We start from the raw sequence: 26,800 nt of genomic DNA on the forward strand, positions 1-26,800 counted from the left end.
ATACCTAGCCTCTCTAGGTATGGATGTGCGGGGGCACCTCGACCTGTTGCTGCTGACCGTGCTGGCCGACGCCGGCCCGGTGCACGGTTATGCGCTGATCGCCACCCTCCGGGAGCGGTCGGGCGGCGCGTTCGACCTGCCGGAGGGCACCGTCTACCCGGCGCTGCACCGTTTGGAACGTGACGGGCTCGTCGTCAGCCACTGGGAGCACGCCGTCCCGCGCCGCCGCCGCGTCTACTCCCTCACCCCCGACGGCCGCCGCGCCCGGGTGACGAAGCAGGCCGAGTGGCACACCTTCCTCACCGGCGTCGAGTCCGTCCTCGCCGGCACCGCGGCACGGTAGGCCGCCGGCGTGGGCTTCGACGTCGGCGTCGGGCTGTTCCTCTGCGCCGAGACCGTCCGGCCGCTGGAGGAGCGGCGGCAGTTCCTGGACGCCGTCAACGCCACGCTGGAGCGGCACGGGCTGCCCCCGCACCGGGAGCCGCGGTCCGTCGCCGAGATCGATCCGCCGCTGCCGCCGGGGACGGACCCGTGCCTGCTCGGCGCGTCGATGGGCGCGTACTCGTCGCACGCCCGGCGGTCCGACCGGCTCGACTGGCTCGCCCGGCACGTCGCGGTCCGCGGCACCGCGCCGGCCGCCGACCCGCCGTACGGGCCGGGGCTGTACCAGGCGTATGACCGCCTGCCGGACCGCGCGGCGACGTTCGACCACCTGCTCGCCGCGTGCGGAGAAGGGGTCGTCGTGCTGCCGCGGCCGCTGGACCGGGTCCTGGCCGGCGACCACGGCTGGCTGATCTCGGCGGACCGGCTGCGCGCCGAGGCCGTGGCGCTGGGGTACGTCCTGCGCACCGCCGACCCGGCCGTCAGCGACTCGCCCGTCGTGGACTGGATCACCGGGACGCCCGTGCCGGACCGCTCGTTCGAGCACCTCCGCGCCCGGATCCCCGACGACGCCGACGTCTGGCAGGGCTGGGCCGAAGAGTCCGACCTGTGCCACCGCCTCCTGCGCAGCGCGGACGACGTGCTGCGGACGGGCGCGCTGGGCATCACCAGCTGACGCCGCCCCGGCTCCTGGCCCGAGCCGGGGCGGGCGCACTGTCAGTCGAGCATGGCGCCGCAGGTGACGTTGACGGCGGTGCCGGTCATCGTGCGGGCCAGGTCCGAGGCGGCGAACACCGCGACGTCGCCGACGTCCGCCAGGGTCGCGGCGCGGCCGAGGAGGGTCTGGCCGGTGATGGACTTCTCGATGGCCTCGCGGGCCGGGGCGCCGGCGGGGATCGAGTCGGGCAGGCCGCCGGTGCGCAGCGTCAGGACCCGGACGCCGTGCGGGCCGAGCTCCGTGGCGAGCTGGCGGCGCATGTGCTCGACGGCCTGGAAGCCCGCCTGCAGGCCGCCGAGGTGGAAGTCGCGCGGGGGGTCGCCGGCGCCGCCGAAGAACAGCAGGACGCCGCCGCGGCCGTCGCGGACCATGTGACGGGCGGTGGCGCGGGAGGTGATGAACTTCGAGCGCACCGACTGCACGACCGGGGCCAGGTAGTCCTCGACGGTCATGTCGATCATCGGGTTGCCCTGGACGTCGGCGTCGGCGATGACGTTCACGGCGATGTCGATCCGGCCCGCCGCCGCCGAGACCGCCGCCGCGTGGGCGTCGACGGCGTGCTCGTCGAGCGCGTCGACGACGGCGGTGTCCGCCGCCCCGCCCGAGGCGCGGACGTCGGCGGCGACCGCGTCCAGGGTGGCGAGGGTGCGGCCGGTGAGGAACACCCGGGCGCCCGCCCGGCCGAACGCCCGCGCGATGGCGCCGCCGACCGAGCCTCCGCCGCCGTAGATGATCGCGTTCCTGCCTGCGAGGAGCATGCTGGTTCCTTCCCGTGGGTGTACCTGTCACCGGTACAACTCCGCGGGCCGGCCAAACTCATCGGACGGCGCCGCTCATCGGCCGGCGCTGCTCATCGGACGGCGAGCGTGGACGGCAGCTCGAAGGCGGGGAACAGCGTCGGGTCGAGGAACGACACCACGTCGCTCAGCTGGTCGCCGCGCACCGTGACCACGTCGATGCTCGCCGCGACGAAGGTGTCGTCCCGCAGCAGGTACGTGCCGAAGGCCGGCCGCCCGTTGGCCCGGGCCGGCAGGAACCGCCACCGGTGGTGGGCCGGACCGGCGAGGAGGAACGTGCGGATGGCCGCGGCGCCGCGGTACACCTCGGGCAACGGCGGCATCGAATACTTCGCGTCGCCGGCGAGCATGCTCACGATCGCGTCCACGTCGCCGCGTTCCCAGGCCGTGCGGTACGCGCCGGCGACCGCCGCCACGTCACCGGCGGCCACCGGCTCGGGCGCGGGCAGGGCCGCCCGCGCCCGCTGGACGGCGCTGTTGACGGCGGCGACCGTGGTGCCGAGCAGGCCGGCGGTCTCCGCGGCGGAGAAGCCGAGCACGTCGCGCAGCAGGACCGCGGCCCGCGGGCGCGGCGGCAGGTGCTGCAGGGCGGCCACGAACGCCAGCTCCACCGAGATCCCGGTCAGCGCGTCCGGCAGCGGCTGCAACCACAGCGGCTCACCCTGGGCGTCGGCGGGCAGCTCGCGGCGACCGCGCCGCCGCAGCGCGGTGAGGCAGCGGTTGGTGGCGATGCGGAACAGCCAGGGCCGCACCCCGTCGTGGTCGGCGAGCCGCTCGAACGCCTTCCACGCCCGCAGGTACGTCTCCTGCACCGCGTCCTCGGCGTCGTGCAACGAGCCCAGCATGCGGTAGCAGTGTGCGAGCACCTCACCACGCAGCGGGCCGGTCAGCGCCTCGAACGTCACCCGCCGATCGCTCACCGTGGCTGGAGACGCTGCCGCACCGTGGCGGGGGACGGGTTCACCTGCGCGTAGCCGTTGATGACGACGGTCGGCACGGTCTCGTTGCCGTCGGCGACCGCCCGCACCGCGGCGGCGCCGTCCGGGTCCCGCCAGATGTTGACCCACGCCGCGTGCCGCGCCCGGCCCAGCAGACTCAGCCGCAGGCGCAGGCAGTACTGGCAGCCGGGCCGCCAGTAGACGACCGGCCGCCCCGACGCCTGTGCCTCGGCCGCGGGCGTGTGCCGCGGGAACGCGAGCGGCGAGAACGCGAGGCCGATCGCGGCGAAGAGCAGCCCGAAGACCACCGCGCCGGTCGGGGAGCCGCTCCGGAGCTGGTTGGCGACGACCACGGCACCGATGGCCACGAACGCGAGGGGCACCAGCCATACACGGGTCACGGCACACACCCTAACCCGTCACGACACGATGGCCCCGTGCTCGTCGACGACCTTGTCGCGCCAGTAGCGGTCCCACTCGTCGTCGACGTACCTGGGGACCTTGCCTTCGGGGTAGTCGACGTAGCCGGCCGGTGGGTCGGTGCCGTCGCGGACGCAGGTGCGCCCGGTGGCGTTGCCGACGGCCTTCACCGGGTGCTCGCCGGAGCCGCAGACGCGCTCCTTGAACGAGCACCCACCTCCGGCGAGCAGGACCGCGGCCAGCAGGGGGACGAGTGCGCGCTGGGGCATGCTCTCAGTGTGGCCCCACCGGGGCGTCGCCGCGCAGCGTGATGCGGTGCATGACGCGGTGGGCGGTCCCGTAGTCGCGGTTGGCGTAGTGGGCGGTGCTGCGGTTGTCCCACATGGCGACGTCGCCGGGCCGCCAGCGGTGCCGCACGATGTGCTCCGGCTTCGTCAGGTGCGCGTACAGCAGGTCGAGGATGCCGCGGCTCTCCGCCTCCGAGACGCCGACGATGTGCGACGTGAACCCCGGGTTGACGAACAGGCCCTTCCGGCCGGTCTCCGGGTGGACCCGCACCACCGGGTGCTCGACCGGGTCGAGGCGGGTGACGACCTCGCCGTCCCACACGCTGCCCTTGCCGCCGCGGCGCTGCGCCAGGTAGTACCCGAACTCCCGGTTGCCGTCGTGCACGGCGGTCAGCTGGTCGGCGAGGGCTCGTACAGGAGCGGACAACGACGCATAGGCCAGCTGGCTGTCCGCCCAGTTGGTGTCGCCACCCGACGGCGGCAGCACGACGGCCCGCAGGATCGAGCCGAGCGGCGGGCGGGGCATGAACGTGACGTCGGTGTGCCACACGTCGGCGAAGCCGTTGTCGGCGCTGTCGAGCGCGTACACCTCGGGGTGGGCCTCGTCGACGCCACCCACGACGGGGTGCGACGCGGTCAGCTCGCCGAGCCGCCGGCCGAGCCGCACCTGGCCGTCGTCGTCGAGCCGCTGCCCTTCGAAGAACAGCACCTTGTGCTCGACGAGCGCGGCCCGCACCTCGGCGAGCTCGTCGTCGGTGGCCCGGCCGAGGTCGATGTCGTGCACGTCGGCGCCGAAGTGCGGGCCGAGGTGGTCGAGCTTCACACTGTGCTCCTCTCACTTGCTCGTTCATGAGCCGCATCCCGTACGGCGTGGCCGATGGTGGTCCGCAGCGCCGCGTACTCCGGCAGCCCTCGCAGCTCGTCCGGCTCGACGCCGGTGCGGGGCAGGTCGATGCCCAGGTCCAGGGCGATCCGGCCGGGGCGGCTTGTCAGCACCACCACGCGGCTGCCGAGGAACACCGCCTCGTCGACGCTGTGGGTCACGAAGACGCAGGTCCGCCCGGTCTCCGCGGTGACCCGCCGCAGGTCCTCCTGCAGCCGCTCCCTGGTCAGCGCGTCGAGCGCCGCGAAGGGCTCGTCCAGAAGGAGCAGCGGATTCGGCACCGCCAGCGCCCGGGCGATCGCGACGCGCTGCTGCTGCCCGCCGGAGATCTGCCAGACCCGCCGCCCGGCGACGTCGTGCAACCCGACCCGCTCCAGCAGCTCCAGCACCCGTTGCCGGCGTTGTTTCTGAGGTACGCCGGCATACCGCAACGCGAGCTCGACGTTGCCGCCGACGGTCTTCCACGGCAACAGCCTCGGCTGCTGGAACACCAGGCCGGCGCCGCGGCCCGGCTCCGGGACCTCGCCGCCGGTGCGCACCGTGCCGATGGTCGGCCGCTCGAAGCCCGCGATCAGCCGCAGCAGCGTGCTCTTGCCACAGCCGGACGCACCGACCAGCACCAGGAAGGTGCCGGCCGGCACGTGCAGGTCGATCGGGCCGACGGCGGTGACTTCGCCGTACCGGTGCTCGACGTGCTGTACCGCGATCGTTTCAGGACTGGAGGACACCCGGGAGACCCTTGGTGTAGATGGCCTTCTCCACCGTGGCGAGGTCCGGCACGGCGTCGATCTTCTTCTGGCCCTTGAGGAACTCGGCCGCGGCGAGCAGGTTCTTCGCCAGGTCGCCGACCTTCTCCGGGGTGCCGAGCCAGGTGCCGCTGGCGATGTCGGCGGGCTTGAGGAACACGCCCTGGCTCAGCTGGTGCTTGGCGTCCTCGGCGCTGATGTTGAGCTCCTTGCCGACGGCCGTGGCCGCCGCGGCCGGGTCGTCGGCGATGATGTCGAGCGCCTTCGCCTCGGCCTTGCGCCACGCGTCGACGGCGTCGGGGTGCGCGGTCGCGAACGCGGTCGACACCACACCGAGGTCGAGGGTCGGCTTGCCGCCGGCGGCCAGCTCGCGGCTGGTGACAAGGACCTTGCCGGTCTTCTTCAGCTCGTCGAGGGACGGCAGCCAGGTGTACGCGGCGTCGAGGTCACCACGGGTCCACGCGGCCTGGATGTCCTGCGGCTCCAGGTCGACGATGGTCAGCTCGGACTCCTTGATGCCGGCCTTGTCCAGCGCGGCGAGCAGGCTGTAGTGCGCGGTCGACGCGAACGGCGTGCCGACCTTCTTGCCCTTCAGATCCGCGATCGCGTTGACGTTGGATCCGTTGCGGGCGACGAGCGCCTCGTTGTCGCCGGCGACGTCGAGGACGAACGCGACCTGGTACGGGATGTTCAGCGGCGCCGACAGCCCACGGGCGACGGGGCTGGACCCGATGGCGGCGATGTCGACGCTCTTGGCGACGAACGCGGTGTTGATGCTCGCCCCGGAGTCGAACTTCGTCCATGTGATCTTGTAGTCGGGCAGCGCCTTCTCCAGCAGCCCCTGGTTCTTGACGATGAGGTCGCCGCTGGGGAACGCCTGGTACGCGATCCGGATGGTCTTCTGCTCAGCGCTGGTGTTGCCGCTGGCGGCGCCGTCGCCGCAGGCGGCCAGGGACAGCGCGACGGCAGCAGTGGCGATCAGGCTTCGGAGTTTCAAGGAGTTCGTCCTTCTCTTTTGTTCGGCGTGCTTTCAGGCGCGTCCGCGCCAGGGGATGAGGCGGTTCTCGGCCTGACGCAGCACCGCGTCGATGGCCAGTCCGGACAGTCCGATGGCGAAGAGGCCGAGCACGACGACGTCGGTCTGGGAGTACCGCTGCGCGTCGCGGACCATGCCGCCGATGCCGGGCACGCCGTTGATGGTCTCGGCGGCCACGACGGATGAGTACGCGATGCCGACCGCGAGCCGGATCCCCGTGAAGATCTCGGGCAGCGCGCTGGGCAGCACCACGTCACGGGTCACCTGCCAGCGCTTCGCCCCCAGCGCCCGGGTCGCCTCGACCAGCGCGGCCGGCGCCCCGTGCACGGCCGCGGCGGTCGCCACCGCGACGGGCGGCATGGCGGCGATCGACAGCAGCCACAGCTTGGGCGTCTCGTCGATGCCGAACCAGATGATGAAGAGGCTGAAGTACGCCAGCGGCGGCAGCGCCCGCACGAACGTCACGACCGGCTCGGCGACGACCCGGACCCAGCCGACGGTCCCCATCACCACACCGACGACGAGCCCCGCGGCCACCCCGATCACCGACCCGATGAGGATGCGTCGCAGGCTCACCCCGAGGTGCTCGATGAGCAGGTGCCCGCTGTACCCCCGACTCCCGTCATGCGTACTGGAGGTCTGCACCAGCCGGCCCCACACCGCACCGGGCGAGGGAATGAACGTCGGGTTGTCCATGACCACCGCCGTCACCTGCCACAACACCCCAAGCACAACCACGGCGAGCACCCGCAACCCCACCCGCCGCCCATACCCCCCAGCCACAGCCCTCCCCGCCCAACCCTCGCTCTAGTAAAGTATGCAATTCCTATCGTATAAGTAGAGAAGAATCAAGCGCTCCCCTCGGGGCACCAATCACAACGCCCCACCACCGCTCAGAAAGCCCACGACGCCGCCCCCTCCCCGCACCAGCCACGACAGTGATCGCAACGCCCCCTGTCGCTGATCGGGGAGCCCTCGCCGACGCCTGGCATTTCCTGCTCCAGCCGCGTCAGTGATCGCAACGCCCCCTGTCGCTGGTCGGGGAGCCCTCGCCGACGCCTGGCATTTCCTGCTCCAGCCGCGTCAGTGATCGCAGCGCCCCCGTGGCTGGTCGGGAAGCCCTCGCCGACGCCTGGCGGCCCTCCCCACACCAGCCCACCCGCCACAGACCCCCCGCAGCACCCTCACGCCCGCCCTCAGCCCACCACTGACGGAGCTCCCCACCTCGACCGAGCACGCCCTCGGCCTTCTGCCCCACACCCTCACACCCCACGACCGCCGGCCGCCTCAGCCCGCAACCACCCCCGCGCTTGCCTGCCCTGCGCAACCGGTCCCGCGCCGAATCGGCTCCGTGCAACCGACCCCACCCCAACCGACCCCGCCCCGACCAGCACTGCTCCAACCGGCTCGTGCAACCGACCCCGCGCCCTGCCCCGACCGGCCCTGCTCCCGTCGGCTCCGCGCAATCGACTCCGCGCAACCCCTTACCGAACCGGCCCCGCCTCGACCGACCACGCCCCAATCGACTCTGCACAACCGACGCCGCCCAGCCGGCCTCGCCTCAATCAGCTCCGTGAAACCGGCCTTGCGTAATCGATCGCGCGCCCGACCGACTTCGCACCCAGCCGGCACAGACCCCGGCCCCGGCGATCACGATCGGCCCAGCCGGCGTCCAGCCGACGACGGCGACCCGTTTGGAGCAGGTGACATGCCCAGCGAACCACAACGGCGGCGCCCGGCTCAATCGCGCGGTGGTCGACGAGCGCCAGCCCATCGCGGACGAACGAACACCAACGCAGGCCGGCGATCCATGCGGAGGTGGACGGCCCACCTGGGCGGCCCGACGGACTGCTGCCGCCAGCCCCCGATGCGGCGGAGGCTCTTCCGGTGGTGGCCGGCACCAATGCCGCCGGTCCGAGCCGAAGATGTGACGTCGGCAGCCCGCGGCGCCGGTGGTGGCTGAGGTGCCGAGCGGAAACCGGCAAGCGGAAGTGTCGTGGTCGTAGCTCCTGTGTCGATGGTGGCTGGGGTGTGACGACAGCGGCGGCTGCTGACTGCCGGTCGCAGCTGTCTGGGCGCGATCGCACCGCGGTGGTGATGGTGGTGGCGGGCGTGACGACGGTGGAGCGCCGACGTGGTTCGCCGCTGCGCAAGACCATCGCGGCGGTGGCTCGCCCGGCCGACGGCGCCAGACAGAAGAGGGCAACCCGACGAGATCACGCCGAGCGAACGACGCCGCCCGGCGAGGTGGCGGTGAGTCAGCGGAATCCGGCGGATGACGCGACGGTGAACCGGCAGCGATGCCCGGACCAGTAACAGCGACGGCCGATCCGAGCAACCGTGGACTGCCGGTTGCGGCAGGCGCAGGTGAACGCTGACGGTCGTCGACGACCGGTCGGGCCGAGGCGGAACCCGCGGCTGTCAATGGTGGACCTGTTTCGGTCGCCGGTCTGGGCGGATGCGGACGGACGCTGGCACCCGGTCGAGCCGGTGGCGGTCCGATGATCGGCGCCACCGTGGGTGGCGGTGGCGATGACGGTGGCGATGGAGCGGTAGTTGGCCGGAGCGCCTGTGCGCCAGTCTTGGTTCGCGGTTGCGTCGCCGAACGCGCGCCCCCACCCGTAGCGGCTGGCGGTGGGCCTGTTGCGGTGACTGGTGCAGGTGGCTGCGAGCTGGTGGTGGTTGGTGGTCGGGGTGGTGAGTCGACCGCTGAGGTCCGGCTGGGTGGTGACAGGCGCGTCCCAGTCGGTGGGTTGGGTGATGAGCCGGCTGCTGACGTCCGATGGGGTGGTGATGGGCGCGTTGTCGCCGATGGTCTGGGTGTCTGTGGGTCGGCGGTCGCGACCGGTCCGGGCCATGGTGTGCCGGCGGCCGGCCCGGGTGGAGGTAGGGCGGTGGTTGGTCTTGGTGGTGGTGTGCCGGCGGCTGGTCTGGGTGGCAGCGGGGCGGTAGTTGGTCTGAGTGGCGTGCTGGCGGCCGGTCTGGGCCGCGGTGGGTATGGAGCTGGGCCGCTCGGAGCTCGTCCTTCTGCTCCCGCACCTTCTCCGCCTCGGCCGGCGGGCGGTCCAGACGGGCGCGGCTGCGGTGACGTGGGATGGTCGAGCTCGCGCAGGATCTGGGCGTTGCGGAGGCGGGTCAGTTTGGTCGCGTGGCGGGCAGCGAGGCCGTGCGCGCGGGCTTCTGCGAACTCCGCCCTGGCTTGCTGCTTCGCATCGCGGCGGCGTTGCCACTCGGCGGCGGACGCGGCGCGGCGGGCTTCCCCGCTGACAGGGCCCAGCGTCGCCAGTGGGCTGGAATCTGGTGCTGACAAAGAAAAGTACGGTCGTGACATGCGCCGCCTCCCCCGATAGGCGCTGCCCCACCATTCTCCCAACCCTCACACCCATCGTCCAGTCCGATGACGTACAGCGAGCGTCACCGCACCATGAGTCAGGCTGTGATTTCGAGGGTGGCTTTTGTGGGACGCTTGGAGCGGGAGCCGGTCAGTTCGACGGTGGTCTTGCCCTCGGTGAGGGCTGCCGTCGGCATGGTCCATTCGACGGTGCCCGTGGAGGTGGCGGTCTTGACGATCTTCTGGGTGCCGTTGACTTTGATGGTGACCTGTTCGCCCTTGTCGAAGCCGGTGCCGGTGACCTTGACCGAGGCGGTGCCGACCTTGACGGAGGTGGGGGTGAGCTTGGCGGTCGGGCCGGGGGCGGCGGCAGTGGTGGAGGAGGCAGCGGAAGCGGCGGCCTTCGTCGGGGTGGTCGAGGCGGGCGCGCTCGCCTGCGGATTACCAGTCCACTGCTCGATCTTGTCGCGGCCGGCGCTGAGCAGGCCGCGGCCCCACGGGGTCAGGGCGAGGACGATGATGAGCGGCACGGCCATGAGACGGAGGCGCCAGAAGAAGCGGGAGATGGAGAAGCCTGAGCCGCTCCGGCGGGGACGGGCGGGCGGCGGCGCCGGCGGTGGGTCTGCGGGACGCTCCGGCGGGTCTTCGCGGGCGTACTGCGGCATGAGGTCCTCGTCGCCGTAGATCGCGACGTTGCCCTGCATGGTGACGCCCGGGCCGATGATGACCGAGGGGCGCTGTGGGCGTTGTTGCTGCGGTACGACCGGAGCCTGCTGGACCGCCGGAGCCTGCTGGACCGCCGGAGCCTGCAGGGCGGCCGGAGCCTGCGAGGGTGCGCCGTGCGTGGGCGGGTAGGTCGGTGCGGGGGATGCGTACGCCCCGGGGCCGGAGGTCTGATACGCCGCGGGCGGTGCGGACGCAGGGAAGCTCGCCGAGGGGGGATGGCCCGCCGGTTGTCCAGCACCCGGATAGGCCCCGGGCGCACCGGAGGCCGGGTAGCCCGCAGGTGGCACAGAAGTCTGGTAACCCGCAGGCGGGGAGGAAGCCGGGAAACCAGAAGACGGTGACGAAGCTGCGTAACCAGCAGGTGGGGCAGAAGCTGGGTAGCCAGACGACGGTGAGGAAGCCGGGTAGCCAGGCGACGGGGTAGAAGCCGGGTAGCCAGAGGACGGGGTGGAAGCCGCGTAGTCAGAAGGCGGGGCAGAAGCCGGGTAGCCAGGCGACGGTGACGAGGCCGGGTAGCCAGAAGATGGGGCAGAAGCCGCGTAGCCGGCAGGCGGGGCGGAAGTCTGGTAACCCGTGGGCGGGCCGGAAGCTGGGTAGGCAGAAGACGGGGTTGAGGCCGCGTAGCCGGAAGAGGGGGAGGAAGCAGCGTAGCCAGCGGGCGGGCCGGAAGCTGGGTAGGCAGAAGACAGGGTAGAGGCCGCGTAGCCGGAAGACGGGGAGGAAGCAGCGTAGCCAGCGGGCGGGGCGGAAGCTGGGTAACCAGAAGGCGGTGTGGAAGCTGGGTAACCAGAAGACGGTGTGGAAGCTGGATAGCCCGCGGCGGGTGTGGAAGTCGTGTAGCCGGGCGGTGAAGAGAGTGGATAGCCCGGCGGCGGGTCGGTGGGTGGTGGGGCGGAAGGGTGTGCCGCAGGGGCGCCCTGAGTGACGGTGTTGCCGAGGAGGAGGGCGCCGAAGGCGACCGGCAGCTCAGGCTGCTCCGGCACGATGGGGGCCATGCCGAAGCGGGCGTGCAGGCGGCTCGCCACCAGGGGCAGCCGGCTGGAGCCGCCGACCAGGAGGATCGCGTCCAGCTGGGAGGCGGGGACGCCGGAGCGTTGCAGGACGCGGCGGGTCTCGTCGACGGCGCGGTCGACGAGGGGGCCCGCGACCCGGTCCAGCTCCTCCCGCGTCAGGTGGGTGGCCTGGTCGACGCCCGGCACGTGGATCGGGGCGGAGGCGGCTCTGGAGAGCATCTCCTTCGCCGCGCGTACCTCCGACCAGAACGCCATCCGGTCGCGGAAGTCGGCACCTGTACGCGGCTGCTGCAGGCGGCGCCACAGGTCGGGGTCGTGGGCGGCGATCTGCTGGCCGAGGTGGCCGACCAGGGCGGCGTCGATGTCCGTGCCGCCCAGGTCGTCGAGGCCGCCGGTCGCCAGGACGCGCAGGGCGTCGGAGCCCCCCGAAAGAGCCACCGTGACGTCGAGGGTGCCGCCGCCGAAGTCGAACACGGCGACCGCGCGGCCGGGAGCGACACGGGCGCCGAGGACCCGCATGCAGTACGTGGCCGCGGCCACCGGCTCGTCCAGCAGCGTCACCCGGCCCAGCCCGGCGATGTCGGCCGCCGAGGACAGCACGGCGCGGCGGCGCGGGCCCCAGTCGGCGGGGCAGGTGAGCACCGTGGTGCCGCCGGCCAGGACGCCGGTCTGCGCGGCCTCGCCCGCGACGCGGCGCAGGATCGCGGCGAGCAGCTCGACGACGGGCACCTCGCGGTCGCCCAGCAGGATGAGGCCCTCGTCGATGTGACCCTTGGGGTTCGGCTCGTAGCGCGCCGCGTCGGTCGCCATGTGCCGCTCGGCGTCGCGCCCCACGAACACGGTGCCGGAGGCGTCGGCGAACACGGCCGACGGCAGCAGCGGGTTGCCGTCGAAGAGCAGCGGGCGCGGCGTGCCGTCGCCCCGGTCGACGACCGCGACCGTGTTGGAGGTGCCGAGGTCGACGGCGAAGCGGACCTGACCCTGCACGAAGCACCCCCACAAGCGGACCGGACGCCGAATGGTACGCCACCGCGGAACACCGGTGCCCGCCCACGAGCGTCCAGGCGACTAGGGTTGGCGGATGCCGGTGCTGTACGTCGTGGCCTGTGGCGGGCGCCCCGCCGCCGACCTGCCCGACTTCGTCGCCTCCGCCCAGCGCGACGGGTGGACCGTCTGCGTGGTCGCGACCCCCGACGGCCTCAAGTTCATCGACGCCGACGCCCTGCGTGAGCAGACCGGGTATCCGGTGCGCTCGCAGTACAAGAACCCTGACGAGCCTGACGTCCTGCCGCCGGCCGACGCGTTCGTGGTCGCCCCGGCCACCTTCAACACGGTCAACAAGCTCGCCGCCGGGATCAGTGACACCCTCGCCCTCGGCCTGCTCAACGAGGGCATCGGCCTGGGCCGCCCGGTCATCGCCGTCCCCACCCCCAACGCGGGCCTGTCGCGGCACCCCGCGTTCCTGGCGAGCGTGCGCACCCTGCGCGACTGGGGCGTCACGGTCCTGTTCGACCCCGCCGCCGTCCCACCCCTGGACAGCGACCCGACCACCCCGGTGCCCCCGTTCCCGTGGCCCGCCGCCACCGCCGCACTGCAGGCCCTGCCCAGATGAGACGCCTCGCCGTCATCGGCGTCCCCGGCACGGACCCGTGGGCCGTCGCAGACATGATCGCCGCGCGCCTCGGCGTCGGTGCCGTCAGCCTCCGCGATGCCGTGCAGGCGGAGTTCCGTGCCGGCACCGCCCTCGCGGCCGAGGCCGGCCGGTTCATGAACGCCGGTGAGGTCGTGCCGGACGAGCTGTACCTGTCGATCCTGCTGCCGCACCTGCACCCCGACGGCTTCGTCCTGGCCAACTTCCCGAGGGGCCTCGCCCACGCCGCCGGGCTCGCCGAGCGGGGCGTCACCCTCGACCGCGCCGTCGACCTGGTGCTGCCGGACGCGGAGGTCGTCCGCAGGCTCGACGGCCAGCGGGTCTGCCGTGGCTGTGGCCGGGTGTGGCAGGTCGACGACGCCCCGTCGGACCGTTGCGACCGCTGCGCCGGTGAGCTGTTCCGGCCCGAGTCCAACGCCCCCGGAGTCGCCGTGATGAGAGTGCGGAACTACCGGTCCATGGTCGCGCCGGCACTGGAGCACTACCGGGCGCTGGGGATCCTGCACCCGGTCGACGCGACCCTGCCGCCGGAGCGGATCGTCGAGGCGGCGCTGTGCTGACCCGGGACGGGTGTCGACTGTGGACGGAGGTCGGCGGGGACGGGCCGCCGCTGGTGTTCTGTCACGGTGGGCCCGGGCTGTGGGACATGGCCGGCGACCTTGCCGCGATGTTCGCCGGGCACCACCGGACCGTCCGCTGGGACCAGCGTGGCTGCGGACGGTCGGAGCGGCGCGGGCCGTACACCCTGGATCAGAGCCTCCAGGATCTCGACGACGTCATCGAGGAGCACGCGGGCGGCGGGGCCACGCTGCTCGGGCACTCGTGGGGTGCGCACCTCGCCCTCGAATACGCGCTGCGGCATCCGGATCGCGTTGAGCGGCTGGTGTACGTCGCCGGCACGGGCATCGACGACGAGGACACGTGGAAGCCGGCGTTCCGGCGCAACCTCGGCGTCGTGCTGGGCGGCTGGGACCGGGCGTCGGTGGTGCGGCTGTGGACCGCAGAGTTTCCCGACCGGGAGCGGGCCGTCGCGCACGCCGAGGCGATGGCGACGCCGTGGTTCGACATCAACCGGGAGTGCGGCGCCGCCATCAACGCCGAGATCGCGCGGCGGCTGCGGGAGACGGACCTGGCCGCGCGGTGCCGGGAGCTGCGCGTGCCGGTGCTGGTCGTCGACGGTAGCGCGGACCTGCGGCCGCGGTCGGCGGTCGACTCGCTGGTGGCGGCGCTGCCCGACGTGCGCAGGGTGGTGCTGGAGGGGGCGAGCCACCTGCCGTGGGTGGAGGACCCTGACGGCTTCTCGGGGGCGGTTCTCGGGGAGCCGCGGAGGTAAACCCCGGATGCCCGTGCGGCATCTGCGGCGAAAGGGTGGGAGGGACAGATTTCCACCTATCGTTGGAGGTGACCGCATATGCGCGCACTCGGTGCCGCACTCGTCGCGGCGGCGCTCGTCGTCGCGACGGCCGTGCCCGCCCAGGCACACGGCACGCACGGGGAGCGGTGCACGCCCGTGGCCGCCGGGACCCCGCTGGGGGAGGCCATCGCGGGGCTGCCGGACGCGGAGGCGTCCGGGGCGCTCCTGCTGCTGCACGACGCCGGCGGCTGCCGGCAGGGCGCCGCCGGGATCGCCGACGTCCGCACCGGACGGACGGTGCCGGTGGACGGCAGGTTCCGGATCGGCAGCATGACGAAGACGTTCACGGCGGTCGTCACGCTGCAGCTGGTCGCCGAGGGGCGGCTCGACCTGGACGGGACCGTGCAGCACTACCTGCCGGACCTCCTGCCCGCCGGCACGGCACCCGTGACGGTGCGGCAGGTCCTCACGTACACCAGCGGCATCAACCACGTCGAGGTCCCCAACAAGCAGTCGGCGTGGTTCCTGGAGCACCGCTACGACCGGTGGGCCGAGGGCAGCCAGATCGACACGGCGAAGCCCCTGGCGTTCACGCCCGGCACGAAGCAGCGGTACGGCAACGTCGACTACATCGTGGCCGGGCTGCTGATCGAGAAGGTCACCGGCCGCACCTGGGAGTCGCAGATCCAGCGCCGGATCGTCGAGCCGCTCGGCCTGCGCGGCACCACCGCGCCCGGCCGGGACGTCGAGGTCCGCGGCCCGCACGCCCACGGCTACGAGGCGACCGCCGCCGGCTGGGTCGACGTGACCCGCGCCGACACGTCGCTGCAGTGGTCCGCCGCGTCGATCGTCTCGACCGCGCCGGACCTGGACAGGTTCATGGTGGCCCTGTTCAGCGGCCGGCTGGTGCCGGAGCCCCAGCTGTCGGAGATGTTCACCGTGCCCGCGGGGATCAAGCTGTACGACGGCAACGACGACCCGTCGGACGACAAGGACGCGGTGTACAGCGCCGGCCTGACGAAGCTGCCCGTCGGCCCGCTGACGCTGTGGGGCAAGAGCGGCGACCGCCCCGGCTACAACAACGGGATGGCCGCGACCCGGGACCTGTCCTCGCGCCTGGTCTTCTCCGTCAACACCCTGCACATGGGCGGCAGCGACCAGCCGGTCCGCTCCCAGCGCATCATCGCCGCGGCCCTCCTGGGGCTCTGACCGTTGCCCTTTAGTCTCCGCGAAGATAATCTACGCGGAGACTAAAGGAGGAGCTATGTGGGAGTACGAGTACGCGGCCGACAGCACGGTGGAAGCCGGGGCGCTCTGGGCGCTCTGGAGTGACGTCGGCGGGTGGCCGCGGTGGAACGCCGGGGTCGAGCGGATCGAGATCGACGGGCCGTTCGCGGCCGGGACCGCGTTCCGGATGACGGCACCCGGCGAGGACGAGCCGATCGAGATGCGGCTCACCGAGGTCGTGCCGGGGGAGCGGTTCACCGACGAGATGGACGCCGGGGACTTCGTCGTGCGGACCGGGCACCGCATCGAGCGGACCGCCGGCGGGACCAGGGTCGTGTACCGGACCGAGATCACCGGGCCGGCCGCCGGTGAGGTCGGGCCGCGGCTCGGGCCGGCGATCACCGGCGACTTCCCGGACGTCGTCGCGGCCCTCATCGCGCAGGCGCGGGTGGGGGTGTAGCGGATGGCGCTGCGGCCGGACGAGAGCCCGGGGTTCCTGCTGTGGCACGTCACGCTGCGCTGGCAGCGGGGCATCGCGGCGGCGCTCGGGCCGCTCGAGCTGACTCACGTGCAGTTCGTGCTGCTGGCCAGCGCCTGGTGGCTCAACCGGGCCGGCGAGGCGCCCAACCAGCTGGCGCTGGCCAGGCACGCCGGCACCGACGTGAAGATGGCGTCGCAGGTGCTGCGCAAGCTGGAGGAGAAGGGCCTCATCGAGCGCGCCGTCGACCCCGCCGACACGCGGGCGAGGCGGCTGCGGGTCACGGAGCGCGGGGCCGAGCTCGCCCAGCGTGCGATCGGTGTCGTCGAGGCCGCCGATGCGGCGTTCTTCGCCGGTACCGACAGCGCCGCCGTCGTCCGGACGCTCAAGCCTCTGGCGGGTCGCTGACCGGCACGGCGGAGAAGAACTGGCGGCCGCCGCGCAGGTGCCGGTCGAAGCGCAGCCCGGCGGCGACGAGGGCGGCGCGCATGTCGGCGTTGCTGAGGCGGCGGGCCGAGTTGCGCTGCTCCCAGGTGGTGCGGCCGAGACGGTAGGTGCTGCGACTGTCCAGGACTGTGCCGTCGAAGGACTCGATCTCGAACGTGATCTCCATTCGCTTGAGCCGGCCGCTGAACATCACCGCCATGTCGAACCACGACGGCGGCAGCCAGCGCAGCACGACCAGGCCATCGGGGGTGACGTGCCGGCGGCACGCGGCGAGCAGCTCGTCGCGCAGCGTGACGTCGACGGCGTTGGTGCGGGCGCTCGCCGCCAGCACCACCGGGAAGCGCTCGCCGAGGTCCAGGCCGCCGAGGTCCGCCTGCACGGTGCGGGCGTCGCGGACCTGAGCCAGCATGGCGGCCGAGTCGTCGACGACCACCATCTCGTGACCCAGTCCGGTGAGGCCGTTCGCGAAGCGGCCGCCCGAGTGGCTGAGGTCCAGGATAGCCGCCCCCGGGGGGACCTTGGAGTGGAGAAAGGCCAGTTCGCCGCAGTCGGGCAGCACCTCGTAGAGACCGACGGGGCGGCCGTCGGCGGTGACCTCGGACATCAGGCAACCATGCCATCTGCGTGACATCATTGCCCGCAATATGACCTCACTCGACCTCTGTTACGAAAGCCTCGACGGGTTGTCCGTCGGCGACGCGGTCGGCGCCCAGTTCTTCGTGCCGGGCACCACGCTGTCCCACATCACCGAGGCGAAGGAGCCGCCCGGCGCCTGGCCGTGGACCGACGACACGGAGATGGCCTGCTCGATCGTCGACGAGCTCGCGGTGCACGGGCGCATCGACCGGGACAGGCTCGCGTCGGCGTTCTCCCGCCGGTACGAGCCGTACCGCGGCTACGGCGGCGGTGCCGTCGTCGTCCTGCACCGGATCCGCGACGGCGTGCCGTGGCGGGAGGCGGCCCGGGACGCGTTCGACGGCCTCGGCTCGATGGGCAACGGTGCCGCGATGCGGGTCGCGCCGCTCGGGGCGTTCCACGCCGGGGACTCGCGCAGCGCCGCGCTCGACGCGATGCGCAGCGCCGAGGTCACCCACGCGCACAGCGAAGGCATCCTCGGCGCGGTCGCCGTCGCCGTCGCGGCCGCCGAGGCGGGCTGGGGGCGGCTCGTCGACGCGCCGCTGGAGCCCGGCGAGCTGTTCGACGCGGTGCTCGCGTACCAGGTGGACAGCCAGGTCAAGAGCGGCCTGGAGCGGGCCCGCCGGCTCGTCGACGAGGGCGCGGGCGTGGCGGAGGCCGCGTACGTCCTGGGCAACGGCTCGCAGGTGCTCGCGCAGGACACGGTGCCGTTCGCGCTGTGGGCCGCCGCGACCCACCTCGCCGACTACCGCGCGGCGATCCTGGCGTGTGTGGAGGCCGGCGGCGACGTCGACACGACGGCCGCGATCACCGGCGGTGTCGTCGCCGCGGCGGTCGGCCGCGACGGCATCCCGAAGGACTGGCTGACCCACCGCGAGCAGCTGCCGGGCTGGGTCGCGGCCCCCTGAGACCGCGATGCAAACTTTCCGGCACCGCCGGCGTCAATGGCGGTGAAGGAGGTGCCACGTCGTGGAGACACCCGAGGAGGCCGAGTTCTCGGCCTTCGTCGAGCAGCGCGCGCACGCGCTGCTGAAGACGGCGTACGCGCTGACCGGGGACCGGCACGCCGCCGAGGACCTCGTGCAGAACGCCCTGGCGAAGGCGTTCGCCCGGTGGCGGCGCATCGACGAGCCTGAGCCGTACCTCCGGCGGATGATCTACAACGAGTTCGCGTCGGGGTGGCGCAGCCGGCGCCGGCAGGCGGAGGTGACGGTCGCCGAGCCGCCGGACCGCGCCGGCACCCGGCAGGTCGACTCCGACACCGCGCTGCGGCTGCTGCTGCGCGACGCCCTGCGGGCGCTGCCGCCCCGGCAGCGGGCGGTGCTGATCCTGCGGTACTTCGAGGACATGAGCGTCGAGGAGACCGCCGAGATCCTGTCCTGCCGGGTGGGCACGGTCGCCAGCCAGGCGTCCCGCGGCCTGGCGAAACTGCGCGAGCTCGTGCCGCAGCTCGACTGGGTGGAAGTGGGAGGGCGGCACTGATGAGCTTCGAGCGGCTGCTCCACGAGACGATCGACGAGATGGCCGGCGAGGTCCACGCCCCCGGTGCCGGCCTCGCCGCCCGCAGCATGGCCAAGGGCCGGCGCATCCGCAGGACCCGCCGCCTGGCCGTCGGCGCCGCCGCGGCCGTGGCGGTCGCCGCCGTCGCCGTGCCGTGGCTGGCCCTGCCGCACCGGGACGGCGCGGCGCCCGTGGTGCCGGCCGCGTCGGTGACGGCGTCCCCGGCGGCGACACTCGCGTGGGGGTCTGGGCTTCCCGGTGGCTGGGTCGTGACCAAGATCGGCGACCGGGTGCTCGACCGGGCGACCGGCGAGCTCGTCTCCACGTCGGGGGTGGTGTGGCCGGCGCCGGCCGGCAAGCGGGTCCTCACGGTCGTCGCCCCTGAGCGGGTACGGATCAGCGACGTCCGCGGCACGAACCCGGTCACCGTCGACACCGCCGGCTTCGTCGGCGACTACAGCTGGAACGCGGTCGGTGACCGCCTCGTCGGCGGGATCAGCCAGAAGGAGCCGTTCAAGGTCGGGTTCGCCGTCATCGACGCCGGGACCGGTGAGGTGCGCAGGCACTGGATCGACCACGACCGGTACGACTGCAGCGAGTGCACCTTCACCTGGACGCGCGACGGCGGCGGCGTCACGCTGCCCATCGCCGACCGCTCCGGCGGCGAGGCGGAGGAACGTGTCGACCACCTCCAGTACTTCGACGCCACGACCGGCGAGGCGGGAAGCTTCGCGCAGGTGCCGGCGATGCCGTCCGGCCCGTTCTCGTGGTCGCCGGGCGGCCGGTACGTCGTGGCCGGCCCCTCGGTGCCCGGGGCGTCGGCGGGCTGGCGGCGCTTCGACACCACCACCGGGCAGAGCGTGCCCTTCCCGGGACCCGCGGTGTGGGTGACCGCCGACGTGCTGCTCGCCGTGCGGGACGGCAAGGTGCTCGTGGTGACCCCCGACGGCACCGTCACCGCCACGCTCGACGTGCCCGGCGCCGAGCCGGGCACCGCGATCAGCATCGGACCGCCGGGCTAGCGGGGCACCCGCAGCGGCCGCTCGACGGCGTCCTGGGCCGCCAGCAGCGCCATCAGGTCGCGGTACGCGGCCGGGTCCAGGTCACCGGTCAGCAGCCGGTCGAACGCCTTCGCCTCGCGGCGGGCCAGGACGGGGCCGGCCGGGCGGGGCGGGGGGAGCGGGCCGAAGCGGGCGGCGAGCCACCTGGCCGCCCGCGGCTCGTACGCGCCCTCGAGACGGTGGTGCCGGATCATCCACGCGTGGAGGGCGATCAGTACCGCGTACGCCACGGCGACGAACAGCACGACGAGCACACCGAGCAGGGTATCCCCCCGACGTGCGGGGCCGGTGAGTTGGCCGCCGCTCGAATCCGCCGATAGTGTTGCGGACCGCGGCAAAAGAGCGGCGACAGCGCACAGGGGAGGAGCGGGACCGCGTGGTGCAGGAGTGGCAGCCGGACCTCTTCGACAGCGGCCCGGTCACCAGCTCCGACCAGCCCGAGGTCCGGTCACCGGCCGCCGACGCGTCGATGCGGGCCCGCTGGCGGGCGCTGATCCTCACCGACCCGGTCGCCCGGCTCGTCCGCAACGCGGCCCACGCCAGCGTCCACCAGGCCTACGACCTGCGCCAGCTCGCGCTCGCCGCGGTCGACATCGCGGTCGCGTCGATGGGGTTCGCCAGGCAGATCACCCTCGCCGAGCTGATCGAGTCGACCGCCGAGCTCGCCGCCGTCATGCACCCCGGCGGCGCGGCCGGCGACCACCAGGACGCCGCCCGCTGGGTCGTGAAAGGCCTGCTCAACGACGCCGACAACCAGGGCGCGTTCGTCTACTCGTTCGTCGACGCGCACGCCTTCCCACCGCGCCGCGAGGAGTACGCGTTCAAGCTCCTGCAGCTGCAGGACGGCCCCGACGGCGCGGTCGTGCTCGCCTCCCACCAGGCGGTCATGCTGTATCTCAACGGCCTCGACCTGGACGTCGACGACGCCGAGGCCGCGTTCTCCGTCGTGCTGCAGCGCCAGCTGCGGGACCGGCGCTTCGAGGCCGCCGCCCGCACCGCCACGCAGGCCGAGCGCGTGTCGGTGGCCATGTCCGCGTCCCTCGCCGACGTGCTCGACGCGACCCGCCGCGACGTGCGCGCGTTCGACTGGATCACCGATGTGCCGCACCGCCTCGCGCGGGCCCGCGAGCACGTCGAGGCCCGCATCGCCGCCGACGCCGAGGTCCTCAACCACGTCGCGGCGGGCATCGACACCGAGACCGACAGCGCAGTGCGGCAGGCGTCCGGCGACCTCGTGGAGACCCTGCGCCGCATCCGCCGGGTGCACCTGGACCTCGCGGAGCGGGTCGCCGGCGCGCGGGGCGTGTTCCTGCAGGCCCAGCTGAGCCAGGTCTTCGCCCGCCGGGTCCACCTGCGGCTGCTCAACATCGAGCCGGAGCTGTTCCACCCCGTGCTCGACGCGCCGGCGGAGCAGGCCCGGGTCGTGGCCGAGACGTTCGGGGACCGGGTGCTCGGCCTGCGCGTGCCGCGGCTGCTGCACCTCGACGGGCTCGTCGACATGCTGCTCGCCCCGCCCCGCGCGGCCGAACCCGCCGACCAGGAGACCGAGACGCCCGGCGACGTCGAGGGCGTCGACCTGCAGGCCTACCCGCCCGCGGTCGTCGCCGAGGCCACCCGCATCCTGCGCCGCGCCGCGGCCGAGCCGGTCCCGCTGTCGGTGCTGCTGGGCAGTGCCACCGAGGCCACCGAGGCCACCGGGATCGCCGCCGGCGGCGACGACCTGCGGGAGCTGGTGCTGCTGACCGCGCTGTGGTCCTACGCGCCCGACGTCGGGGACCCCGACGCCAAGTCCGACCTCACGGCCCTCACCGAGGCGCTGTCCGCGGAGCGCTCCGGCGACCGCCTCGACCATCCCCTCGCCTGGGGCGACGACCTGCTGGTGCGCTACGAAGGAGGCCTGGACCCGTGACGGTCCCGATCGAGGACGTGTGGTCGGCGGCCGAGCTCGTCGCGTTCGGCCTGCGCACCGGCGCCCGGCCCACCGACGGCAACACCTACGGTCAGCTGCTGGAGCGGTACCGCACCAACACCGCCTTCCGCGACGCGGTCGACACCGTCGCCGGGGGCCTCGGCCTCGTCGTGCTCGGCGCGCCCGCCCGCACCGGCCTGGTCCTGAGCACCCAGCCGGGCAGCGTGTTCGCGCTGCGCATGGCCGACCTGCGCGGCGGCAGCATGAGCGCCGACGACAAGCTCATCGCCGGCCTCGTCGTGCTGGGCATCGCCGCGTACGCGTTCCCGCACGACGTCGACCTCGACACCACCGACGTGAAGATCGTGGAGGTCGCGGCGCTGGACCGGTTCGTCCGCGACGCCGCCGACCGGGTCCTCGCCCTGCCCGGCGACCCCGACACCGTCGACGGGCAGGCCCGCAGGGCGGCCGAGGTGTACCGGCGGACCGCCGCGTTCAAGCCGAAGGACCGGCTGCCGGGGCCGGCGCGGGGGTGCACGCAGTTCGCGGTCCTCGAGGTCCTGGGCTGGCTCGTCGAGCGGGGCGCCGCGCGGCAGGTGCCGCAGATGGGCGCCGGCTCGTTTCAGCTGACCGACCGCTTCCGGCTGCTCGTCGCGGACGTGGCCGGCGGCGAGGCCCTGGAGGCGCTGCGCTCGGTGCGCCGCACCGCGACCGCCGCGGCCGACTCCGGCGCGGTCAAGGCTTCCGGTGGGTCCACTGTGGAGGGTGTGTGATGGCGGCGCCGGCGAGACTGTGGCAGATGCGGCGGGTGTACCTCGACCGGGTGGGCTCACCTGCGGCGCGCTTCCGCGACGTGTGGCTCGACCTGACCGGCAAGGACGGCACGCCGCTGGACACCATCCTGTGGATGCGCAACGGTGGCGGCAAGTCGACGCTGATCGCCCTCATCTGCGCCCTGATCCGGCCCGACCGGCGGGACTTCCTCGCTACCGCCACGACCGGCCGGCACCTGGAGGACTGCGTCCTCGGCGCCGACACCGGCCACGTCGTCGTCGAATGGACCGACCCGACCGGCCGGCGGCTCGTCACCGGCGCCGTCTACGAGTGGACCGACCGCGTCCAGCCCGCCGACCCCAACGCCGGGCACGACCGGCTGAAGCAGACCTGGTACGCCTTCACGCCCGAGGTCGAGATCGAGTCCCTGCCGTTCGCGACCGCCGACCTCAAGGAGTTCGTGCGGGCCGTGGAGGCGCTGCCGGCCGGCGCCGAGGCCGTCGTCACCACCAAGCAGGACCGGTGGGCGCAGGCGCTGCACGACCGCGGCCTCGACCCGGGCCTGTTCACCGCCATCCTGCGGATCAACGCCTCCGAGGGCGGGATCGAGCACCACTTCAAGTTCAGGACGTCCGACGACTTCGTGCAGTACCTGCTGAGCCTCGTCACCGAGCCCACCTCGGCGACGAAGGTCGCCACGATCCTGCGCGGCACCCGCGAACGGCTCGCCCGCCAGCCGCGCCTGCGCGCCGAGGTCGCCTTCTGCGACGAGGCCGTCGACCTGCTCGACGTCCTCGACCGGTCCCGCGCCGCCGTCACCACCGCCACCACCGAGGCCGCCGCCACCCGGCAGGCGGCGGTGCGCCTCGCCGCGTCGTTCACCGGCGCCGCCGCGCTCGCGGCTGCCGCCGCCGGCGAGCACGAGGCCGTGGCCGGCGCCGCCGCGCTCGCCGCCACCGACGCGGAGACCAGGGCGGCGACCCTCGACGTGCTGCTGCGCGAGGAGCAGTGGCAGGCCGCGTCCCGCCGGCACGCCGACGCCCGCGCCGCCGTCGAGGACGCCGCCGCCACCGTCTTCGCCCGGCGCCGGGTGCACCGTGCCTGGCAGCTCGTCCCGCTCCTCGTCGACCGCGACCAGCTCACCTCCCGCCTGACCGCCGCCCGGGGCCGGCAGCGGGAGGCGGAGGCGGGCGCCGCCCCGCTGCGGCAGGCCAGGTCGGAGGCCGCCGCCGGGTACCTGTCGGCCCTGCGTGACGCGTGCGCGGAGCTCGACGACACCGTGGCGACGCTCACCACCCAGGCCGCCGACGCCGCCGAGCAGCAGGCGAAGTCCCGAGCCCTCGCCGACGGCCTCCGCGCCGAACTGGGCGGCCTCACCGGCCGGCAGCGCGCGATCGAGCAGTACCTCGCCGCCTTCGACCACGACGTGCGCGCCGCCGCCACCGCCGGCCACCTCACCACGGCCACCGACCCGACCGCCGCCGACCCCGCCGCCGCGGACCCGGTCACCGCCGGCCACCTCGGCGTCGCCGGGCACGTCGGTGCCGCCGAGGAGGACGCGGAAGCGGCGGGGACCGTCGAGCGGCTGGGGGCGGCGCTGGCCGCGGCCCGTGCCGCCGACGAGGAGGCGGCGCGGCGGCTGGCGGAGGAGCTGCCGGCGGAGGCGGAGCGGCTCGACGCGGACCGGGCCACGCACGAGCGGGAACGCGCTTCGGTGCACGCCGCCGTCACCGAGCTGACCCGGCAGCTGGCCACGCTCGACAGCGTCCGCACGCCGCTGCTCGCCGAGATCGACGCCCTGGCCACGGATCCGCGGCTCACCGCGCTCACCGAACGCGACACCGTCGACCCCGTCGGCGAGCAGCGGCTCCTGGTCGACCAGCTGTCGGAGGCGATCGTCGGCGCCGACCGGCAGCGCATCCAGCTCGCCGTCGCCGACGCCGAGGACGACCGGGCCGTGCAGGCGCTCGCCTCGCCGCGCGGGCTGCTGCCCGCCGCCCTCGACCTGGCCCGCGCCGCCGACGTCCTGGCCGCCGAGCGGATCCCCGCCAGCACCGGCTGGCACCACCTCGCCGACCGGGTCCCGCAGGACCGCTGGGCCACGCTCGTCGACCGGGTCCCGCACCTCGTCGGCGGCCTCCTCCTGCACGACGAGGCCGACCTCGGCCGGGCCCGCGCGGCCCTGCACGCCGCCCGGCTCTTCCCCACCAGCGCCGTCCAGGTCTCCACCACCGCGCACCTCGACGCCGCCATGGGGGAGCCGGGGGAGCCGGGGCCGGGGTTCGTCCTGGAGCCGGCGCCCGCCATGTACGACCGGACCGCGGCGGCACGGGAGGCGGACCGCCGGGCCGAGAGCCGCCGGGACCGGGGCGAGCGGGTCCAGGAGCTGCTCGACGCCCGCGACCACGACCTGCGGCTCAAGGACCAGCTGCGCCAGCTCGCCGACCGGTGCCCGCCGGGGCATCGCGAGCACCTCGACGCCGAGCACCAGCGGATCGGCGACCTGCTGCGCGGTGCCCGGGGCCGGGCGGTCGAGCTGGACGGCGCCCGCGGGGAGCTGGACGCCCGCGCCGGCCGGCTGCGCCAGGCCCAGCAGCTGCTCGCCGAGCGGCGCCGGATCCTGGCCACCCGACTCGGTGTGCTGCAGGACCTGGCCCGCCGGGCGCCCGAGGCCGACCGGCAGCGCGACGAGCTGCGCGGGCTGCCCGCCGCCCGGACCGACCTGGAGGGGCAGCTGGAGCAGGCGGAGGAGCAGGAGCGCGGGCACGCCACCGTCGCCGCCCGCTGCACCTCGGACGCCGAACAGCACCGGAGCACCGCCAGGGGCCACCGCGCCCGGATGGACGAGCTCCGCCGGGTCGCCGAGCCGGCGGCCGGCGCCGGGCCGGCCCGCGAAGGCGCCGGCGCGGCGGCAGGCATCGGAAGGCCGGTGAGCCTCGCGGCGGCGATGAGCGCGTACCAGGCGGCCGACGAGGCGTACACGCGCCGTTCGTCCGGCGACGCCCTCGAGGCCACGATCAGCGAGATCGGCCGGCGGCTCGACGCGCTCGACCGGCAGGCGCGGCAGTTCAGCGCCGAGGAGCACGAGACCGCCGCCCGGCTCGCCGCCACGCCCGAGGCCGCCGACCCGGCGCTCGTCGCCCGCGACACCGAGCTGGCGGAGCAGGAGCACTTCGCGGCGCGGGCGGCCGCGACCCGGGCGGAGGCCGAGCGCGACGCCGCCCGCCGGGACCTCGCCGACCGCGGCGCGAGCCGCCCGGCGCCGGAGGAGCTGTCGCCGGCCGTACCGACGCCGCAGAACCTGCAGGAGCACCTCGACGCCGCCGGTGAGACCGTGCGGGCGGCCCGCGAACGGCAGGCGGCGGCCGTGCGGGCGGCCGAGGCGCAGCACCGCCGTGCCGCCGACTTCCAGGGGCTCGCCGGGGACCTGGAGGCCGACCTCGGCGAGCACGACCCCGTCGCCGCGCAGGAGTTCGACGGCGACGTCGACGCGGCGCGGGAGGCGGGACGCGCCGCGCGGCGGGCGCTGCAGGCGGCCGAGAAGGCGGTCACCGCCGCCCGCAACCAGCTCGCCGCCGAGGTGCACCGCGTCGACCGCTGGGCCGGCGAGGAGCGCTTCGCCGCCGTCACCGCCGAGGTGCGGGACCGGTTCCGCGGCGAGCGCACCGCCGACCTGCCGCCGGAGCTGGCGGGGGAGCTGCGCACCTACCGGCACGCGCTCGCCGGCGAGCTCGAGGCCGTCGACAAGGACAAGCACCTCGTGGTGACCGCGCTGTGCGCCGAGGTCCGCGAGGGGCTCAAGACGCTGCAGCGCGCCCAGCACCACGCGCAGCTGCCGCCCGGTCTCGCCGACCACCTGCGCAACCGCCGCTTCCTCGACGTCGGCCCACGCTCCACTGTGGACACCACCGACGCGACGCTGCGCAGCCGGGTCGAGCGCCTCGTGGAGCGGCTCGTCGCCCGCCAGGAGAACATCCCCGACGGGCTGACGCTGGTGTGGGAGGCGACCACCGCCGTCGTCGGCCGCGGCAACTTCACCGCCCGCGTGCTGAAGCCGTCGACCGAGCTGGGCGAGGACCGCCAGCCGGTCGAGCTGATGAGCAAGTGGTCCGGCGGGGAGAAGGTCACGATCAGCCTGCTGCTGTTCTGCATGCTCGCCCGCCTGCGCGCCGCCAACCGCGGCGGCGACGTGCCCGGCCTGGGCGTGCTGCCGATGGACAACCCGCTCGGCACGGCGAACTACGTCGCGTTCCTGGACCTGCAGCGCCGGGTCGCCGCCGCGAACGGCATCCAGCTCGTCTTCCTGTCCGGCCTCGGCGACATGCGCGCCGTCGGCCGCTTCCCCAACGTGGTCCGGATGCGCAACACCCACCACCGCGGCCGCAACTACGCCCAGGTGCAGGAACGCGAGCTGAACGACGACCAGGTGATCGAGGGGATCACCACCGCCCGGCTCACGTTCCCGCACCAGGAGACGCTCCTGTAAG

The 26,800-nt window shown here is 73.9% G+C and carries 27 protein-coding genes; 16 read left to right on the forward strand and 11 right to left on the reverse strand.

All coding sequences use genetic code 11. The features are described 5' to 3' along the window. Positions 1-19: 19 nt before the first annotated feature. On the forward strand, positions 20-343 hold the full coding sequence (locus AB0I21_RS28595; RefSeq protein ID WP_360565725.1) for a PadR family transcriptional regulator: 324 nt from the start codon (positions 20-22) through the stop codon (positions 341-343). A gap of 9 nt (positions 344-352) precedes the next feature. Beyond that, the gene (locus AB0I21_RS28600) at positions 353-1,057 is read left to right on the forward strand and encodes a hypothetical protein (RefSeq protein ID WP_360565727.1); all 705 of its coding nucleotides are present in this window, start codon (positions 353-355) and stop codon (positions 1,055-1,057) included. A 41-nt stretch (positions 1,058-1,098) separates the two neighbouring features. Here the strand turns inward: AB0I21_RS28600 and AB0I21_RS28605 are convergent, their stop codons facing one another. The 8 genes from AB0I21_RS28605 to AB0I21_RS28640 all read right to left on the reverse strand — a co-directional run bounded on the left by AB0I21_RS28605 (position 1,099) and on the right by AB0I21_RS28640 (position 6,944). Continuing rightward, complete coding sequence (locus tag AB0I21_RS28605) at positions 1,099-1,857, reverse strand: SDR family oxidoreductase (RefSeq protein ID WP_360565729.1); 759 nt, start codon at positions 1,855-1,857, stop codon at positions 1,099-1,101. Positions 1,858-1,949: 92 nt separating this feature from the next. Beyond that, on the reverse strand, positions 1,950-2,816 hold the full coding sequence (locus tag AB0I21_RS28610) for an RNA polymerase subunit sigma-70 (RefSeq protein ID WP_360565731.1): 867 nt from the start codon (positions 2,814-2,816) through the stop codon (positions 1,950-1,952). Next, complete coding sequence (locus AB0I21_RS28615; RefSeq protein WP_344504118.1) at positions 2,813-3,235, reverse strand: glutaredoxin domain-containing protein; 423 nt, start codon at positions 3,233-3,235, stop codon at positions 2,813-2,815. Before AB0I21_RS28615 ends, AB0I21_RS28610 begins: the two co-directional genes overlap by 4 nt. 18 nt (positions 3,236-3,253) lie before the next feature. Then, positions 3,254-3,523 (reverse strand): hypothetical protein, encoded by a 270-nt coding sequence (locus tag AB0I21_RS28620; protein WP_360565733.1) that lies wholly within the window; start codon positions 3,521-3,523, stop codon positions 3,254-3,256. A 4-nt stretch (positions 3,524-3,527) separates the two neighbouring features. Then, on the reverse strand, positions 3,528-4,364 hold the full coding sequence (locus AB0I21_RS28625; protein WP_360565735.1) for a TauD/TfdA family dioxygenase: 837 nt from the start codon (positions 4,362-4,364) through the stop codon (positions 3,528-3,530). Beyond that, positions 4,361-5,152 (reverse strand): ABC transporter ATP-binding protein, encoded by a 792-nt coding sequence (locus AB0I21_RS28630; protein ID WP_360565736.1) that lies wholly within the window; start codon positions 5,150-5,152, stop codon positions 4,361-4,363. The genes AB0I21_RS28625 and AB0I21_RS28630 overlap by 4 nt, the downstream gene beginning before the upstream one ends. Beyond that, on the reverse strand, positions 5,136-6,167 hold the full coding sequence (locus AB0I21_RS28635; RefSeq protein WP_360565738.1) for a glycine betaine ABC transporter substrate-binding protein: 1,032 nt from the start codon (positions 6,165-6,167) through the stop codon (positions 5,136-5,138). Before AB0I21_RS28635 ends, AB0I21_RS28630 begins: the two co-directional genes overlap by 17 nt. Before the next feature lie 33 nt (positions 6,168-6,200). Continuing rightward, positions 6,201-6,944, reverse strand: a complete 744-nt coding sequence (locus tag AB0I21_RS28640; RefSeq protein ID WP_360565740.1) for an ABC transporter permease — start codon at positions 6,942-6,944, stop codon at positions 6,201-6,203. 1,293 nt (positions 6,945-8,237) lie between these two features. On the opposite strand from AB0I21_RS28640, the gene AB0I21_RS28645 reads away from it, so the two are divergent. Both AB0I21_RS28645 and AB0I21_RS28650 read left to right on the forward strand, forming a co-directional pair. Further along, on the forward strand, positions 8,238-8,522 hold the full coding sequence (locus AB0I21_RS28645) for a hypothetical protein (protein ID WP_360565741.1): 285 nt from the start codon (positions 8,238-8,240) through the stop codon (positions 8,520-8,522). A 778-nt stretch (positions 8,523-9,300) separates the two neighbouring features. After that, complete coding sequence (locus tag AB0I21_RS28650; RefSeq protein WP_360565743.1) at positions 9,301-9,513, forward strand: hypothetical protein; 213 nt, start codon at positions 9,301-9,303, stop codon at positions 9,511-9,513. 122 nt (positions 9,514-9,635) lie between these two features. On the opposite strand, the gene AB0I21_RS28655 is transcribed toward AB0I21_RS28650, so the two are convergent. Further along, positions 9,636-12,263: an Hsp70 family protein gene (locus AB0I21_RS28655; protein ID WP_360565745.1), complete on the reverse strand. Its 2,628-nt coding sequence runs from the start codon at positions 12,261-12,263 to the stop codon at positions 9,636-9,638. 94 nt (positions 12,264-12,357) lie between these two features. Here AB0I21_RS28655 and AB0I21_RS28660 point away from each other — a divergent pair, with 94 nt between their 5' ends. The 6 genes from AB0I21_RS28660 to AB0I21_RS28685 all read left to right on the forward strand — a co-directional run bounded on the left by AB0I21_RS28660 (position 12,358) and on the right by AB0I21_RS28685 (position 16,394). Then, the gene (locus AB0I21_RS28660) at positions 12,358-12,888 is read left to right on the forward strand and encodes a flavoprotein (RefSeq protein WP_360565746.1); all 531 of its coding nucleotides are present in this window, start codon (positions 12,358-12,360) and stop codon (positions 12,886-12,888) included. Next, complete coding sequence (locus tag AB0I21_RS28665) at positions 12,885-13,487, forward strand: nucleoside monophosphate kinase (RefSeq protein ID WP_360565748.1); 603 nt, start codon at positions 12,885-12,887, stop codon at positions 13,485-13,487. The genes AB0I21_RS28660 and AB0I21_RS28665 overlap by 4 nt, the downstream gene beginning before the upstream one ends. Next, complete coding sequence (locus AB0I21_RS28670; protein ID WP_360565750.1) at positions 13,481-14,260, forward strand: alpha/beta hydrolase; 780 nt, start codon at positions 13,481-13,483, stop codon at positions 14,258-14,260. The genes AB0I21_RS28665 and AB0I21_RS28670 overlap by 7 nt, the downstream gene beginning before the upstream one ends. A 78-nt stretch (positions 14,261-14,338) precedes the next feature. Further along, complete coding sequence (locus AB0I21_RS28675; RefSeq protein ID WP_360565752.1) at positions 14,339-15,490, forward strand: serine hydrolase domain-containing protein; 1,152 nt, start codon at positions 14,339-14,341, stop codon at positions 15,488-15,490. Positions 15,491-15,545: 55 nt separating this feature from the next. Continuing rightward, positions 15,546-15,968, forward strand: coding sequence for an SRPBCC family protein (locus AB0I21_RS28680; protein ID WP_360565754.1), 423 nt, complete (start codon positions 15,546-15,548; stop codon positions 15,966-15,968). 3 nt (positions 15,969-15,971) lie between these two features. Further along, a complete protein-coding gene (locus AB0I21_RS28685; RefSeq protein WP_360565756.1) occupies positions 15,972-16,394 on the forward strand; it encodes a MarR family transcriptional regulator in 423 nt (140 codons plus the stop codon). On the opposite strand, the gene AB0I21_RS28690 is transcribed toward AB0I21_RS28685, so the two are convergent. Continuing rightward, on the reverse strand, positions 16,372-17,037 hold the full coding sequence (locus AB0I21_RS28690; protein ID WP_360565758.1) for a class I SAM-dependent methyltransferase: 666 nt from the start codon (positions 17,035-17,037) through the stop codon (positions 16,372-16,374). The genes AB0I21_RS28685 and AB0I21_RS28690 overlap by 23 nt on opposite strands. 40 nt (positions 17,038-17,077) lie before the next feature. Between AB0I21_RS28690 and AB0I21_RS28695 the strand changes: the two genes are divergently transcribed. The 3 genes from AB0I21_RS28695 to AB0I21_RS28705 all read left to right on the forward strand — a co-directional run bounded on the left by AB0I21_RS28695 (position 17,078) and on the right by AB0I21_RS28705 (position 19,591). Further along, positions 17,078-17,977 (forward strand): ADP-ribosylglycohydrolase family protein, encoded by a 900-nt coding sequence (locus AB0I21_RS28695; RefSeq protein WP_360565760.1) that lies wholly within the window; start codon positions 17,078-17,080, stop codon positions 17,975-17,977. Positions 17,978-18,038: 61 nt separating this feature from the next. Beyond that, complete coding sequence (locus AB0I21_RS28700) at positions 18,039-18,551, forward strand: SigE family RNA polymerase sigma factor (RefSeq protein WP_360565761.1); 513 nt, start codon at positions 18,039-18,041, stop codon at positions 18,549-18,551. Further along, the gene (locus AB0I21_RS28705; protein ID WP_360565763.1) at positions 18,551-19,591 is read left to right on the forward strand and encodes a hypothetical protein; all 1,041 of its coding nucleotides are present in this window, start codon (positions 18,551-18,553) and stop codon (positions 19,589-19,591) included. Before AB0I21_RS28700 ends, AB0I21_RS28705 begins: the two co-directional genes overlap by 1 nt. Here the strand turns inward: AB0I21_RS28705 and AB0I21_RS28710 are convergent. Beyond that, positions 19,588-19,884, reverse strand: a complete 297-nt coding sequence (locus tag AB0I21_RS28710; protein WP_344504134.1) for a hypothetical protein — start codon at positions 19,882-19,884, stop codon at positions 19,588-19,590. The genes AB0I21_RS28705 and AB0I21_RS28710 overlap by 4 nt on opposite strands. A gap of 122 nt (positions 19,885-20,006) precedes the next feature. Here AB0I21_RS28710 and AB0I21_RS28715 point away from each other — a divergent pair, with 122 nt between their 5' ends. The 3 genes from AB0I21_RS28715 to AB0I21_RS28725 are packed head-to-tail and all read left to right on the forward strand — an operon-like array spanning position 20,007 to position 26,799. Further along, positions 20,007-21,539: a hypothetical protein gene (locus AB0I21_RS28715; protein ID WP_360565765.1), complete on the forward strand. Its 1,533-nt coding sequence runs from the start codon at positions 20,007-20,009 to the stop codon at positions 21,537-21,539. After that, positions 21,536-22,312, forward strand: coding sequence for a hypothetical protein (locus AB0I21_RS28720; protein WP_360565766.1), 777 nt, complete (start codon positions 21,536-21,538; stop codon positions 22,310-22,312). The genes AB0I21_RS28715 and AB0I21_RS28720 overlap by 4 nt, the downstream gene beginning before the upstream one ends. Positions 22,313-22,338: 26 nt before the next feature. After that, the gene (locus tag AB0I21_RS28725) at positions 22,339-26,799 is read left to right on the forward strand and encodes a hypothetical protein (RefSeq protein WP_360565768.1); all 4,461 of its coding nucleotides are present in this window, start codon (positions 22,339-22,341) and stop codon (positions 26,797-26,799) included. Position 26,800: the final 1 nt, after the last annotated feature.

The sequence above is a fragment of the Dactylosporangium sp. NPDC050588 genome (genome assembly GCF_040654975.1).
Classification (GTDB): Bacteria; Actinomycetota; Actinomycetes; order Mycobacteriales; family Micromonosporaceae; genus Dactylosporangium; species Dactylosporangium maewongense.

Excerpts from the sequence above, each read along its gene's own strand:
- AB0I21_RS28595 (WP_360565725.1), top strand. The coding sequence starts at position 20 with ATGGATGTGCGGGGGCACCTCGACCTGTTGCTGCTGACCGTGCTGGCC.
- AB0I21_RS28605 (WP_360565729.1), bottom strand. The coding sequence starts at position 1,857 with ATGCTCCTCGCAGGCAGGAACGCGATCATCTACGGCGGCGGAGGCTCG.
- AB0I21_RS28620 (WP_360565733.1), bottom strand. The coding sequence starts at position 3,523 with ATGCCCCAGCGCGCACTCGTCCCCCTGCTGGCCGCGGTCCTGCTCGCC.
- AB0I21_RS28650 (WP_360565743.1), top strand. The coding sequence starts at position 9,301 with ATGGTCGAGCTCGCGCAGGATCTGGGCGTTGCGGAGGCGGGTCAGTTT.
- AB0I21_RS28660 (WP_360565746.1), top strand. The coding sequence starts at position 12,358 with ATGCCGGTGCTGTACGTCGTGGCCTGTGGCGGGCGCCCCGCCGCCGAC.
- AB0I21_RS28665 (WP_360565748.1), top strand. The coding sequence starts at position 12,885 with ATGAGACGCCTCGCCGTCATCGGCGTCCCCGGCACGGACCCGTGGGCC.
- AB0I21_RS28675 (WP_360565752.1), top strand. The coding sequence starts at position 14,339 with ATGCGCGCACTCGGTGCCGCACTCGTCGCGGCGGCGCTCGTCGTCGCG.
- AB0I21_RS28680 (WP_360565754.1), top strand. The coding sequence starts at position 15,546 with ATGTGGGAGTACGAGTACGCGGCCGACAGCACGGTGGAAGCCGGGGCG.
- AB0I21_RS28685 (WP_360565756.1), top strand. The coding sequence starts at position 15,972 with ATGGCGCTGCGGCCGGACGAGAGCCCGGGGTTCCTGCTGTGGCACGTC.
- AB0I21_RS28690 (WP_360565758.1), bottom strand. The coding sequence starts at position 17,037 with ATGTCCGAGGTCACCGCCGACGGCCGCCCCGTCGGTCTCTACGAGGTG.
- AB0I21_RS28695 (WP_360565760.1), top strand. The coding sequence starts at position 17,078 with ATGACCTCACTCGACCTCTGTTACGAAAGCCTCGACGGGTTGTCCGTC.
- AB0I21_RS28705 (WP_360565763.1), top strand. The coding sequence starts at position 18,551 with ATGAGCTTCGAGCGGCTGCTCCACGAGACGATCGACGAGATGGCCGGC.
- AB0I21_RS28725 (WP_360565768.1), top strand. The coding sequence starts at position 22,339 with ATGCGGCGGGTGTACCTCGACCGGGTGGGCTCACCTGCGGCGCGCTTC.